We start from the raw sequence: 14,244 nt of genomic DNA, 5'->3' as shown, positions 1-14,244 counted from the left end.
TTTATGATCATATTAAATCTTATTGAATAATGAAGATGATAGATGTGTCGAAAGTAAGAGTCTTTCGGGTGTGTCTCTTTGTATTGTTTATGCTCTTTATGCGGATAGGTTGGGCCTCAAATGATGATAGCACCTATAATATCGTGGATTTTGGAGCTAAAGGAGATGGAATAACAGACAATACCCAGTTCATCAACAGGACAATAGAAGATTGTTCCTTGAGAGGGGGAGGAACGGTTATCATTCCGGAGGGAACGTTTTTGACAGGAAGTATTCTGCTGAAAAGTAAAGTAAACTTATTCTTAGAAAGTAATGCCGTAGTGAAAGGCATAAATAATTTGGAAAAGTACCGTTCTATATCCGATCTTAATCAAGATGAGGCTTATTATAAAGTAAAACCCCGGAATTGGAACAAGGCATTGCTTTTAGGAGATCAAGTTGAAGATGTGTCAATTACAGGAGAGGGGGTAATCGATGGTGCCCATATTCAAGATAAAAAAGGTGAAGAAGGGATGAGAGGCCCTCATATTCTCTTTTTGTCGAGATCGAAAGGGATTAAGATATCGGGAGTTAAACTACGAAGAGCGTCGAACTATGCTTTTATGAGTTATGATATTGAAAGGGCTTCTTTCGATAATCTTTTAGTGGAGGAAGGATGGGATGGGATTCATATTCGTGGCGGAAAAGATATCCGTATCCGAAATTGCCGTTTTAATACGGGTGATGATGCTGTTGCGGGTGGGCTATGGAAGAATGTGGTAATAGAGAATTGTTATATGAACTCATCGTGCAATGGGATAAGGTTGATAATGCCGGCTACTGGTTTAAAGATCGTTGATTGTGAATTTAGAGGTCCGGGAAAATATCCACATCGGACTTCCGGTGAGCAAAAACGTAGGAATATGCTTTCTGGTATATTGCTCCAACCGGGCGCATGGTTTCCAGCGTTTGGGGAAGTAAAGGATATATTGATATCTAGCTGTTCTTTTGATCAATTGGATAATCCGTTTCTAGTCACATTGAATGAGGGGAACCGGGGAGAGCGGATCTGTTTGGAGCATATAAGAGGTACACGTTTAATGAAAGCGGCCGCCTCGGTAGAGAGTTGGGGAGATAGTAGTTTGAAAGATGTCCGGCTTTCGGATGTTTCCTTATCGTATGTTGGAAATAAAGGTCAAGAAATAGTAGGACGTACTCCCTCGAAGCCATTGACAGATTATCGTGCGCTCCCTTGCTGGGGGCTTTACCTTCATAATTTAGATCGAGTGATTTTACGGAATGTTCGATTAGTTTGTGAGAGAGGGAAAGTTAGCCCAGCCTCATGCTTCGATAATGTGGGGTCCGTGGAGATTTATAATGTAAGTTTTTAATCTTAAAAAGAATTAGTATGCGAAAATATCTTTTGTTTTGTCTAGCTTTTTGTGTATTGGGTTGTTTGGCTCAAGATTTGATCGTCCGTCCGAACGATCTTATTATTTATAAGAAAGAGGGCGGTGCCTTTTTATGGCTGGGGGATACGGCTTGGGAGTTATTTCATGTATTGGATAAGGAGGAGATCGTTCATTATCTGGATAACCGGCAAAAAAAGGGCTTTACGGTAATACAGGCTGTTATCTTATCTGAACTGGATGGTTTGGATAAACCGAATGCGTACGGATATTTGCCCTTGATTGATAAGAATCCTACCCAAATCACGGAAGGATACTTTGAGTTGGTGGATTTCGTGATTCGAGAGGCTGGAAAACGAGGACTGTATATTGGGCTTTTACCTACTTGGGCGAGTAATGTGGTAGAGAAAGACGGAAATCCGGCTTTGTTTAACCCAGATAATGCGTATACGTACGGGAAAATACTGGGAACCCGGTATAAAAACGAAGCTGTAATATGGATTCTTGGTGGCGATAGAAATGTAGTTACGGATAAGGAGTTTGAAATCTGGCAGTCTATGGCGAAAGGAATTCAAGAAGGAAATGGAGGAACACAACTAATGTCCTATCATCCGACAGGAGAGATTTCCTCGCATTATTGGTTCCACAATGAGTCTTGGCTATCATTCAATATTCTCCAAAGCGGACATTACCGCCGGATGGATCCGGTATATCGTTTTTCGGGTATGTATGCTCAATTGAGTCCGATTAAACCGTTTGTAAATGCGGAACCTTCATACGAGGACATACCGGTTCGTTTCTGGGAATATTTTGATTATGCTAAATTCGGGAAGAAAAAGGAGGACATAATAGGTGATAACGGGTTGATTAAGGATACGACTTATTTTACGGATGGAATTTACGATGACTATGATATTCGTATGCAGGCTTATTGGACTTATTTGTCTGGAGCTGCCGGATATACATATGGGAATAACGCTATTTGGCAAATGTATAAGCCCGGAGGTAAATATCATGTACCATGCCTCACGTTTTGGGATGGTGCGTTGGATAGGCCGGGAGCCGAATGTATGCGCTATGTAAAGTCTTTGTTTACGATGTATCCGTTAGATCGTTTCCGTCCGGATCTATCCGTTTTGTTTGGAATTAATTACAATGACGCAAGTTATATCACTCCAGTTTTAGCAAAAGATAAGACTTTTATTTTAGTTTATTTGAGTCAAGGGCAGGATGTAAGAATACAAATGAGTAAATTGCGATCTTTTGGTAAAGCTTATTGGTTCAATCCGAGGAATGGGGCGAGAACTTTGATCGGAGCGGTCGAGAATAAGGGAATTCGTACATTCAATGCGCCCGGAGAAGCGGGAGAGAGGGGAAATGATTGGATCTTAATTTTGGAGGCGGATGATAGGTAGACGATGTATAAATTTTAAATAATAAAAGTCATTATGAAGAAGATCAATGTTTTGCTGTTAGCCTTTTTGCTGTTAAGTTTTTGGGCGAATGCCCAGCAGTATCCTTTTAACGGGTTGGATATGAATATGGGAAACCTTTCTCGTTTGTCGAATGCGCAGAGTCGTTCGATCAGTCCGGAGAATTTTACGGGGGAGAAAGGGAAAGGAGCGATGGCTGATCCCGTGAGAGATAAGGATGTCCGGAATAAGGCGAATGCAGCTGGCCCAGCGAAAGATTTGGGGAAAGGCTGGAAAGTAAATCCTTTTATTATCGTGAAACCGGGGGAGACAGTTACTATCGCGGAGATTGATGGCCCGGGGGCTATCCAGCAGATATGGATGACTCCCACTGGCAACTGGCGATTCTCGATACTCCGTATGTATTGGGACGACGAGAAAGAGCCTTCGGTTGAATGTCCGGTCGGGGATTTCTTCGCCAGTGCTTTTAATGAGTATGCCCAACTTTCCTCGTTGGCGGTCTGTGTAAATCCCGGGAGCGCTTTCAATTGCTACTGGAAGATGCCGTTCCGTAAGAAAGCACGCATAACGTTGGAGAATATTAATAATGCGGAAGAGATGCGTTTGTATTACCAGATTAATTATACCTTGACGGAAGTGCCGGAGGATGAGGGATATTTCCATGCGCAGTTCCGCCGTTCCAACCCGACACAAGGCTCTATCCATACGTTGGTGGATGGAATCAAGGGAAAGGGACAATATGTCGGAACTTATTTAGCTTGGCGTGTCAATGATAACTGTTGGTGGGGTGAAGGAGAGATCAAGTTCTATATGGATGGCGACAAGGAATACCCGACAATCTGTGGAACAGGTACGGAGGATTATTTCTGCGGTTCGTATAACTTCGAGAATCAGAAAACACATCAATACCAAGAATTCACCACTCCTTATGCGGGAATGCACCAAGTGATCCGTCCGGATGGCCTATATCGGGCTGTTACGGCGTTCGGCTTGTATCGCTGGCATATCTTGGACCCGGTTCGTTTTGAAAAGGATCTGAAGGTTACGATTCAAGATTTGGGTTGGCGGCACGACGGTAGGTATAATAATCAAAAGTCGGATATCTCATCGACTACTTTCTGGTATCAGGTGGAACCACACGCTAAATTCCCGGCATTGCCCAGTAAGGATGATTTGGAGATTCCGAGATGGTAAATGGCCTGTGGTAAAATGTTAAATGTTATTTCCGATTAAACCTTTCCTTTTTATCGATGTCTATTCTTTCGAAGCGCTTCATAAACAGGTAATTTATAATAAAAGTAATAAGTAGTAGTTTATGAAAAAGGTAATAGGATTGTGTTTGGTTGTATTGTTGAGTTCTACTTCTGTGTTCGCTCGTGAGAACAGGCGTATGGACAAGCGTAAGATGGATCCGTCCGCACGTTGCGAGAAGATGATCGCCGACTTGAAGTTAGATGAGAAACAAGCGGTGGAGTTCCGTAAACTTCAAAAAGAGTATATGGAAAAGGCTCAGAAAGAACGTGAGGCGATGAAGGCTGAGCGTGAGAAGCAACGGGAAAAGATGTTGGCCATGCGTGAGGATAAGAACGCCCAGATGAAAAAGATATTGACGGAGGAACAATACAAACAATATCTGGAGAAACAGCAGCCTAAAGGGAATAAACATGGCAGAAAACATCTAGGTAACGGACGTAGATAAAGAAGTCTATAGATAGATAAAATGGCCGGGGTAGCGATTATCCCGGCCATTTTAGTTCTAATCGGCTGCTTCAACCACATACCAAGTATATCCGTTGGCAGGGATTTTAACCGTAAGCTCCACCGTATAGTCCCGGTTCAGTTTGTAGGTGACAGGCTTTTGCTCTTTTTCCCGGATGCGGGCTGTTTGTGTCAGGCCGGTATAATAGAGTGGGATATGGATCGTACGGGTGATCTCTTGATGGGTCGGATTGAAGAACATGGCTAGACCTTTCTCCTTCTTGTGGGGATTGACGTGTATGAACCCGTCCCAGTCTCGTGCGTCCGGTCGGCGTAAATGGATCATATCGCTGTTGAGTATATCGCGGTATTTCTTATACCATTGAATGACCTCGGTTACGGCCGCTTGGGTCTCCGGGGTATCATACAGACGTGGGCCTCGATAGCAAGCTTGGACACCAGCTCCGTAATTTTGCATCATATGTGTTTTGTATTCGAACAAGTGTTCGTGGAGGGGCTCCAAGGTAGCGGCCTCTCCTCCTCCTTGATACTCCACGAGAGGAACAAAGCTCCAGCATGCCGAAGCCATCCGATCCCATGTACCATCATAATTCAATTGGCGGGCATGGATGATCTGCCGATCCCGGGGAAGCGACCAGTTGGCTTCACGGTAACCAATGCCTGTCTTGGTAGACCCGTTCAAGAAATAGAAATCGGGAACATTGATATAAATGCCATTCTCGCACATCCAACGATAGAGATCGGTTATCTTATGGAACTGATTCCATTCGGAATCTTCCAGCCCTTTATGATAGGTATGGTGGGTAGATGCGCATACGTCGCCGGGATAGGAGCCGTCGTGCTCGAAGCAACGCATGCCCGTACGCTCGAAGAAGGTTCGTATATGATGAAAATACTCATATCCCCAATCGCTGCAAAGGCAGGGAGCGCTACCGAAACGCATCCCCCCTCGTTTACCTGTCTTGGGATTGATAACATCTACCTCGTCGCTGATCCAACGGCTTGATAAGAGGGAGTAACACCCTAACTCTACACCTTTGTTGCGGGCGTAATCCACCAAAGATTTATATTTGGCGATATTTTCTTCTGAGATATCCTCGGCGTTCAATCCGGATCCAAAGCTGATGATAACCATCTCGTATCCAACGGTAGCGCATTGATCGATAGCGGTACGAATAACATCCGGATCGGAAGAGGTAAGGTGCATGAAGATCGGATTCTCCGTAGCCCATGGAGCTACCGTATAATGTAAGCGTCGTTTAAACAAACCCTTTCGTTCCCGATCATCGCTGTCGAACGGCATCTCGTATACGCTAAAAGATTTGAATTTCTGGCCCGCCGCTAGGGTATAATCAGGACCTATCTTGGGCGATATATCTAATATACAAGGTGTTAGCAAAGGATAATTGCGTTGGGAGGTATATTCCGGATCGGCCACCCATTTCTCCGTGATATCGGTTTCCCGCTCGGTAAACTCTCCGCCACAAGCATAATCGCTTTCTACATGTATGTTCGGGAGCCTGAATTTAGAGGGATCTCCACCGCCGGGCGACTCCGGTTCGGCGAATGCCAGATATTCCAATTGAAAGGCATCGATATCTATGGACTGCGGGGTATTGTTGGTAACCTCCATACTTTTCCGGATAACCGGGATGTGATCGTATAAGTCGTAATGGAGTTCTACGGTGACACCTTCTGTTTCTTTCTCTCCTTTCAATACGAAAGTCAGTCTTTTCCCTGTAGGTACGTTCTTATTCAGTGCCCAGCGGCTTCTGGCCCATTTGATATCTTCCTGCAGCTCTTCTATGCGGAAATCCTCAATGAGAAAAGAACCGGGGCGAGTAGTCATCTGGTCGACCCATTCCATTTGGAAGTATCCGCGCTCGGGCTGGCCGGCCAGCCCGCCAAGTTCCCAACGTTTCCCGTCAATCGTCAAACTACCTTCGCTACTTACGGCACGAAGCATACTTTCTCCGGTCATCCGGTTAAAGATATCGAGAGTGGAAAGATTGGGTAAGACACGGAACATACGTGCTACCATTCCGTTTGACAATAAGATGCTTTTGCCATCGGGAGTCGCATATATGCCGGCTTTTGATCGTGAGGGTTGTAAAAGCCAGTCGAAAGAGGTGTTTTCCAAAGGAAGCCCTTGTTGGGGTAATTGCTTGATTTTATCAAGTAATTTCTTCTCCGTACCGGATGATACTTCCGGCCCTTTCCCTTGATAGCTCGTGGAGACGATCGAGGGGATGATCTCCATATACTCTATTTGGGGCGTGATCCATAAGGCATGATCTCCGCTAGGTCCATCGTCGGTAGGCTCTACAATAAGATCCAATATCTTTATGCCATTTAGGGGGATATCGATTGTTTTCGGGGCATCGCCAAGTTTGACGATACCGCTGTTATAAAGCTCCTTGTCATCTCCTTTCAAGATAAATAAGGCCGAGCCCGGATGTACTTTTCCGTCTTTACCTTCTAGACCAACAAATGTCTTGGCGTTTTTTCGGGTATCGAAATACATTTTCGTTCCGTCAACAAAAGGGATAACCGTGAGGCTTTTATCCGTATAATCGATATGTGAGTCGGCGATCCCGACCTGCGCTTGAAAGCGTGACGCATTCTTGTGTAAATCGATCTTGATATGACTTTTGGCTTGTACCCCGATCACGTCATCATACGTTTTTCCTTGTATAGAGGCGGGCTCGTTGGTAACTGATTTCCCTTTGACGGCGCCACCGTAAGTTTGGTAGGATTTATTTAGGTCCATGTCCATAAGCCGGATCTCGTTCTGGCCCATGGCGTAGAGGCCGGCAAATCCCGAAAGGATAGCTGTAAAGATAAGTTTATTCATAAAATCCAGTGATAAAAGAGGGTGTTATCAATGATAAAAATAAGGTGCTTCAAAAAGACTTCTTTTGAAACACCTTATTTGGTTTATAATCTAGCTTCGTTCTATTATAATGTCGTAAGTTTTAAATTTCGCCAAAGAACCTTGATGCCTCCACCGTCGTGAATCTGAAGGGCGATGCGGCCTTTACCCGCTCCGATCTTCTCATCATTCAAGTTTACCATTTCCTGTCCGTTCAGCCAAGTCTGTACGTTATCGCCTTGTACTTTGATACGCATCGTGTTCCAATCGCCTTCTTTCAAGATATTCTCTTTCTCATCCGGAATCTGAACCAACCAGCCACGTCCGTACGACTCATAGATACCACCTGTATCGTGACCCTTCGGAGCTACTTCTACCTGCCAGCCGTTTACTTTCACGCCTTCCTCAACGAAAGAGCGGATGAATACGCCGGAGTTTCCGTCAGCCTCTTGCTTAAACTCTACGGTCAGATCAAAATCATCATAATAATCACGGGTAGCGAGATAACCGTATTGCTTATCGGGACCACTTTCGCAAACCAATAAACCGTCTTTTACGTACCATTTCTCCGTACCGTATGGTTCCCATCCCGTCAAATCCACGCCGTTGAACAAGTTCACTTCCTTACCGGCCTTACGAGGAAGTTCTTTGATCTTCAAGTTACGGAAAGATGCGGGATAACCATGATCTTGCAAGCAAAGCACACCTTTTTTCGCCAATCCGTATTCCGGCGCGTTGGCCCATTTGCCGCTATTTTTCTTAGCGTGCCAATCGTCTGTCCATGCCTCGAACTCTAGGATCTTTTGTCCGTTCAACCAATGTTCCACATGTCCATTATCGAATACGATCTTGGAGTTGTTCCATTCGCCTTGCGGATTCACCTTCATCTTGGATTTATCCGGCAAATGCATTGCGTAATCCACACCTAATTTCTGCCACTCTTCCAATGGGTCCGGGAAGTTCGGCTCGTCGATCAATTGATACTCCGGCCCCGTTACGTAAGGAACAGCGAATTGGGGACGCTCTACCACATGGTACAACATACCGCTATTGCCACCCTTGGACAATTTCCAGTCCCAAGAAAGCTCGAAGTTCTCATACTCTTTATCGGTTACGATGTAGCCACTAGCGTCGCTGCCATCTCCTTTGGCTTGTATACAACCATCCACTACATGCCAAGGCTGTGTCAATGTAGTCCCGTTGTAATCTTTCCAACCATCCAATGTCTTTCCATCAAAAAGCAGAACCCATCCGTCAGCGATTTCCTCGGGAGTAAGTGTGTTTTGTTCTTGACTGGCACAAGAGGAAAACAAGGCCAGCGATACCGCACAAGAGGCTAACAAGCTTGTGGCGGCTGTTTTTTTCATTACAGATTCCATGTAAATAAAGAATTTAGGTTGATAAATTGTAACTGAATGGCAAATTTACGTAAATATCTTTGATATCTCTCTCTGTTGGAGGAAAAACGCTTCTCTCCCTACGAAATACTTCTCCAAGAGCCTATATATTCTTTGTCGAATAAGCTCTATTTCTTAATTTGGCGGCGCTGAATTTATATTCACAGCCGCTGAATATACAAATGCCGCCGCTGATTGTAAAATCAGTGGCGATAATTTAAGAATAGAATAGGTACCGATCAGGCTTACCTATAGGTACGCATAAGTTTTATTCTGGCACAATCAACTTTTATATGTTTTTGTGGAAAAGAATCTGGATAATACTTGTTTAATCGAAGAATAATATAGATATTGCATGCATCTAATAAAGACTGAAATACCCTGCAAACCATATGATAACAATAGGCACCTTAAAACTAGATTTAGTTGCGGATCGGGAACCTTTCGTTCATGATTTATATGGTCGTTGGGATACCTTTAACCGAACCTCTTTAGAAGGGATCGTGGATGAGATTTTAAGCCGTTATGATACGGAAGATGAGTTGATCCGGATCGAGAGTTTAGACTTGGATCTAGGTGAGCTAGAAGAAGATGAATTCTATGAGCAATTCCCCCGTAGACTGGCAGAGAGACTGGACGAGACTTTCGCTTCTTATTTGCGAAGTAAGGAAGAGCATCCCGACCGAATCGCTGTTGTTCCCATCAGGCAATCTTGGCTGGAAGTATTTACCTATTATATGTCGTACGGATATTGGCCTTGGCTGGAAGAGGAGAGGCTCACCTTACCGGAACTTCTAGATAAATTAGTACGAATATCCCCGATAGAATTAAGTCATTTCCTGCGTGAGAAGGGAAAGGCGCTTACCATTCGTAAACGTCTGGTCTTTCAATTGGATGATATCTATCAAGAACGTTTGGTACATGTGGTGGCACCCTCGGAAAGCTCGTTTATAAACGCTTATGCCCGTTTCTTGCAAGACTCTTATCCCGAGATAAAGCGTCCGGAGATAGGGAAGAATGATTACAGAAACGCCATCTGGATAATCCTATGGGGATATTTATTATCTCAGGATCAAGGCTATTTCAACCGGAAACAAATGGTGACGTACACGCTGCGGGAATTATCCGGCTATTATTCCATTTCTTTTGTGGATTTACTGGGGATGCTGACGTATGATTTAGATAAGTTCGCCTCTACCCGCTTGTTCATGCCCGAGTTATTGTCGCTCTTGAAGGATATCCGGCTAGAGACATTATCGGAAAAGGAATTCACTAAAAATCTCTCTCTTTTTTCTCTGGAAGAATTGAAGGCTTTGCTCGTGCGGCGGGAGAAGAGCTTGACTTTCTTATCCGGGTATAATGAGGAACAGATTTACCAGATCGTGGAACAGATGATCCCTGCGGAGAGTCCGTTTGTCATCGACTATGCGAGAGCGTTGGATAAGGAGAAGGAATTGGGTATGCTCGAAGGGAAAGCCGGGAATGATTTCAGGATACTGAAATGGGTGTTTATCTTCGAGGTTATTCTCGGTAGGGGGGGGAGCGTATTTTCCCGCCATCAGTTCGCCTTCTCCGTGTTAAAGGAATTGGCGGCGCATTACAATCTGACGGTAATGGAGTTGTTGGGATATTTTTACCGTACCTTGGCAAGTGGGCTGCTAACGGCTTATCCAGCCGTTCGGGAATTGATCATTGCTTTGTACTTGAATGCTCTCGATGATTCTCCCTCCGATATATCCGTTTATTACCCGGAAGATTTGAAAGATCGGTTGTCTAATTCCGGTTTGTGCCGTCGCTTTATCCGTTCCTTGCGCGAGGAGCAAATCTATTCGGTGGTTAGGCAAATCGTTCCGGTGGAAAGCCATTTCATTATCCGGTATGCGCAGACGCTGGATAAGGGGAAAGAGCAAGGGCGTTTGGAAGGAAGGGTGGGCGGCGAGTTCCGGCTGTTGAAATGGGAGTTTATTTTTCTGGTACTGTTTAGCGGGCCATTAACCGCTTTTAGCCGGAAACAATTCGTACGTTCGGTGTTGGGACAGTTCTCTGCTCATTATAATATCACGGTGCGGGAGTTGATCTCCTATTTTCATGAGGGAACACATGGGGAATATCCGTGGGTTCCGGAAGAGTTACGTGAGATAATAGACCTGCTGTACGAGGATATGGATAAGGAATCTCCCGAGCTTTTATTCTCTGTTTGGTTGAATGAGGAGAGGAAAGCGTATCGGTTGGGACAATTTATAATCACAGGCCGTTCCGATGAACCGCTGGGCGATCTATTCGAGTACGTGAGTGGTTTGGAGAAGACGAACCCGAAAATCTTACTGGACCAATTACGGCAATTGAAGGATATTCCTTCATCCGGAATAAGGGTTGAAGAGCCGATAGAGGCCGCTCGTATCTTCGCTTCCTTATTACTGCTTGTCATCCGTGAATACGGTCTGGCTTTTCCGAATCAGGTATCCTTGATCCAATACCTTACGAATGTAAAAGAGAATCGTACATTTGGAGATGCCGCTCGGCTGCGCTTGTTATTGCATGAGTGTATGTTGGAGAATATGGATGCGTTTACACGTACCATGGATGCTTTACTGGGCACGAAACCGGGGAAAGCGCCCGAGCTTCCCATCCGTACTGCTTTTCCCTCTATCTATCCGTCCAATTCCCAAAAGATGGAATTATTGGAGGAATTATATACAGGGGCGACTCCCGCTTTGCGCTTACTTGTCGAGGAGGTAATCCGCTTGTTTCGTCTCAATAACTTCGGGTTGGAAGAGAACGTTTGGTTGGGGTGGTTACAGGCTCTTTCCGGCAACGTTTACCGGAATTACTCCAAAGATGGATTGTTGTTCCTCTTTTGGCAGCATTTGAGGGAGTCTGTGCCCGAGGAGGAATTACATAAGATAGAGACTTTTATATGTCGACATACAACTAATTTATCTGAATTGTCAGTTTTTATATATCAACTTAAAAATAATATGGATATGGATGTTTTGAATGGCCAGTTAGAAGATCATGGCGTGTCTATTAACAATGCGGGCTTGACGATCATAGCCGTCTATCTGCCAATACTTTTTCATAGGTTAGGCTACTTGAGTGATGACAGACGTGGCTTTAAATCGAGAGAATGCCAAGTGAAGGCCATTTTTGCGTCTCAACGTTTTGTAACGGATGAGAAGGAAATCCCGGAGCCAGAATTATTCTTAAGCAAAGTCTTGACGGGCTATGATAGTCCGGAACCGCTTCCTCGCTCGTGTGATTTAGCTGAGAATGAATTAGAGATGATAGAGCAATTGAAGAAAGCGGTACTTATGAATTGGGATAAGATGAGGAATACGAGCTGGGAAGGTCTTCAAAGTACTTTTATCCGGAGAAAGGGAGTGTTAAAGATGGAGAAGAATAATTGGACGCTAACGGTCGAGGAGAGAGCTTTTGACGTCTTGTTAGATTCGATTGCTTGGAACTTCAGGTTCATTAAAACTCCATGGATGGAAAAAATACTTAGAGTAAAGTGGCGGTAAATAACATTAAAAGATAACATTATGAATGCGGATCGGATACAGATTCAAGAAGGACCTTCGCGGGTATTTCAAAACCGTAAAGGTGAATCAACACAATTGATGGAAGATAACCGGGTACAATCTGCCTTGCAGGCTAAAATGGTGGAAACTATGCAACGTGACGCAATGGATGAGGATGATTTGCTGCAAGGTAAGTTCGCCGTTCAGCGGGATGTGGAAGATGAGGATGAGCTTCTTCAAGGAAAATTTGTGGCCCAACGGCAAACTAAGAACCAGACAGGGATTCCGGATCATGTAATCCAAGGCATGGAGTCTTCCTTCGGGACGGATTTCTCATCGGTACGTGTACACCCGGATTCATCGAAAGCGCCGGAGGTTGGGGCTTTGGCATATACGCAAGGTACGGATATCCATTTCGCCCCGGGACAATTCAAACCGGATACGTCTGCCGGACAGCAGCTATTGGGACATGAGTTGACACACGTCATCCAGCAAGCCGAGGGACGTGTGCAGCCTACTACCGAGGTAGGTGGAATGGCCGTTAACGATGATTTATCCTTGGAACACGAGGCGGATGTGATGGGTGCTAAAGCTGCTTCTGTCTTATGAACGAGTGGATCGATTGGTTCCAGCGGGTATTGGATGTCTCCATTCGTTTGTATTTCCGGCAGGAGTGCGATTTATCTTCCGTCTATGATATCCCACTCCCGAAGGCAGGACCGCTTTGGAAGGCGTTGTTGCCGGAACAGGTTGATCCTACTTTCGATGAGTGGATGGTGTTGATGTTGGCCTTAATGCCTCATCTTTCTCCGCAGGTGTTGGATATTTTCTTTGTGCATAATAAGAATTTTGACCGTCCTTATACGGAATTTGGCGGTTGGAAAGGACTATCGCACGGAGGATTCTTGCCAACGGGCGAGACGGCCGTTTTCCTGTTGGCGGGCGATCGTGTGGAACGCCGTCTGGAAGTGGTTCGTCTATTTCGTGAGGAGCATTGGTTCCATATGTATCACGTTGTTGGCTTGGAAGGAGCCGGGAATGGTGAACCGTTCTTGAGCGGACAACTGCGTATATCGGAGGATTTCTTGTACCGTTTATCTTTTGAGGGAGAATATAAGCCGGACTATAATATGGGTTTTCCGGCCAAACGGATTAGTACGGCTTTGAATTGGGAAGATGCCGTATTGCCTTATTATGTGCGTGAGGAGTTGGAGGAGATAAATAATTGGATTACGGGTCATCGGGTCATCCTTTCGGACTGGGGATTGAGTCGTTTTTTGAAGGCCGGTTACCGCACTTTGTTTTATGGCCCGCCGGGAACGGGTAAGACGCTTTGCGCAACCTTGATTGGCAAGAAGAACGGGATGGATGTATATCGTATCGATCTTTCCATGATTGTCTCCAAATATATCGGCGAGACTGAAAAGAACCTTGCGAATGTATTCGACCAAGCGGAAAACCGGAATTGGATTCTCTTTTTCGATGAGGCGGATGCCTTATTCGGTAAACGAACCTCGACGAACACTTCTAATGATCGCCATTCGAATCAAGAGATCGCTTATTTGCTGCAACGGATCGAGGATTTCCCGGGAACCGTTGTTTTGGCCACAAACTTAAAGAGTAATATTGATGAAGCTTTCTCCCGTCGTTTCCAGTCTATTATCTATTTCCCGATGCCGGATCAAGACTTACGTGAGGAATTATGGCGTAGAATGCTTCCCTCTTCTTGGCTACCTGCGGATGCGGACAAGATGATCCGTATGGCAGCTACTTATGAGTTATCGGGTGGCTCCATCTCGAATGTGATCAGGCGTTGTGCCCTTCGGTTGCTAAAGCAAGACACTCCCCGGCTAGATTCCGATATCTTATCTATGGCGATCCGCCGGGAATTGAATAAAGAGGGCCGGTGGTGAT

General features: G+C 45.0%; 9 protein-coding genes. 7 read left to right on the top strand and 2 right to left on the bottom strand.

Features of this window, described 5'->3' with window-relative positions:
- The first annotated feature begins 29 nt into the window (after window positions 1–29).
- The 4 genes from ACESPU_RS11530 (at window position 30) to ACESPU_RS11515 (ending at window position 4,520) form a co-directional block, all read left to right on the top strand.
- On the top strand, window positions 30–1,370 hold the full coding sequence (locus ACESPU_RS11530) for a glycoside hydrolase family 28 protein (RefSeq protein WP_158532582.1): 1,341 nt from the start codon (window positions 30–32) through the stop codon (window positions 1,368–1,370).
- Window positions 1,371–1,387: 17 nt separating this feature from the next.
- Window positions 1,388–2,803, top strand: a complete 1,416-nt coding sequence (locus ACESPU_RS11525) for a glycoside hydrolase family 140 protein (RefSeq protein WP_158532583.1) — start codon at window positions 1,388–1,390, stop codon at window positions 2,801–2,803.
- Window positions 2,804–2,836: 33 nt separating this feature from the next.
- Entirely contained in the window at window positions 2,837–4,015 is a 1,179-nt protein-coding gene (locus ACESPU_RS11520) for a glycoside hydrolase family 172 protein (protein WP_009276504.1), read from the top strand.
- 121 nt (window positions 4,016–4,136) lie between these two features.
- Complete coding sequence (locus ACESPU_RS11515; RefSeq protein WP_005861419.1) at window positions 4,137–4,520, top strand: hypothetical protein; 384 nt, start codon at window positions 4,137–4,139, stop codon at window positions 4,518–4,520.
- Between the two features lie 57 nt (window positions 4,521–4,577).
- Here ACESPU_RS11515 and ACESPU_RS11510 read toward each other — a convergent pair whose 3' ends face one another.
- Together ACESPU_RS11510 and ACESPU_RS11505 are read right to left on the bottom strand one after the other, a co-directional pair.
- Window positions 4,578–7,394, bottom strand: a complete 2,817-nt coding sequence (locus ACESPU_RS11510; RefSeq protein ID WP_258989453.1) for an NPCBM/NEW2 domain-containing protein — start codon at window positions 7,392–7,394, stop codon at window positions 4,578–4,580.
- A 104-nt stretch (window positions 7,395–7,498) separates the two neighbouring features.
- Complete coding sequence (locus tag ACESPU_RS11505) at window positions 7,499–8,791, bottom strand: DUF1080 domain-containing protein (protein ID WP_008773813.1); 1,293 nt, start codon at window positions 8,789–8,791, stop codon at window positions 7,499–7,501.
- A gap of 410 nt (window positions 8,792–9,201) precedes the next feature.
- Between ACESPU_RS11505 and ACESPU_RS11500 the strand changes: the two genes are divergently transcribed.
- The 3 genes from ACESPU_RS11500 to ACESPU_RS11490 are packed head-to-tail and all read left to right on the top strand — an operon-like array spanning window position 9,202 to window position 14,243.
- On the top strand, window positions 9,202–12,330 hold the full coding sequence (locus ACESPU_RS11500; RefSeq protein WP_158532585.1) for a contractile injection system tape measure protein: 3,129 nt from the start codon (window positions 9,202–9,204) through the stop codon (window positions 12,328–12,330).
- Window positions 12,331–12,351: 21 nt separating this feature from the next.
- On the top strand, window positions 12,352–12,939 hold the full coding sequence (locus tag ACESPU_RS11495; RefSeq protein WP_005867018.1) for a DUF4157 domain-containing protein: 588 nt from the start codon (window positions 12,352–12,354) through the stop codon (window positions 12,937–12,939).
- The gene (locus ACESPU_RS11490) at window positions 12,936–14,243 is read left to right on the top strand and encodes an ATP-binding protein (protein ID WP_005867019.1); all 1,308 of its coding nucleotides are present in this window, start codon (window positions 12,936–12,938) and stop codon (window positions 14,241–14,243) included. The genes ACESPU_RS11495 and ACESPU_RS11490 overlap by 4 nt, the downstream gene beginning before the upstream one ends.
- Window position 14,244: the final 1 nt, after the last annotated feature.

It is taken from the genome of Parabacteroides sp. 20_3 (assembly GCF_964238835.1).
GTDB classification, from domain to species: Bacteria; Bacteroidota; Bacteroidia; order Bacteroidales; family Tannerellaceae; genus Parabacteroides; species Parabacteroides distasonis.
The sequence above is the reverse complement of the archived record's forward strand: the minus strand, read 5'-3'. Positions and strand labels throughout refer to the sequence as shown.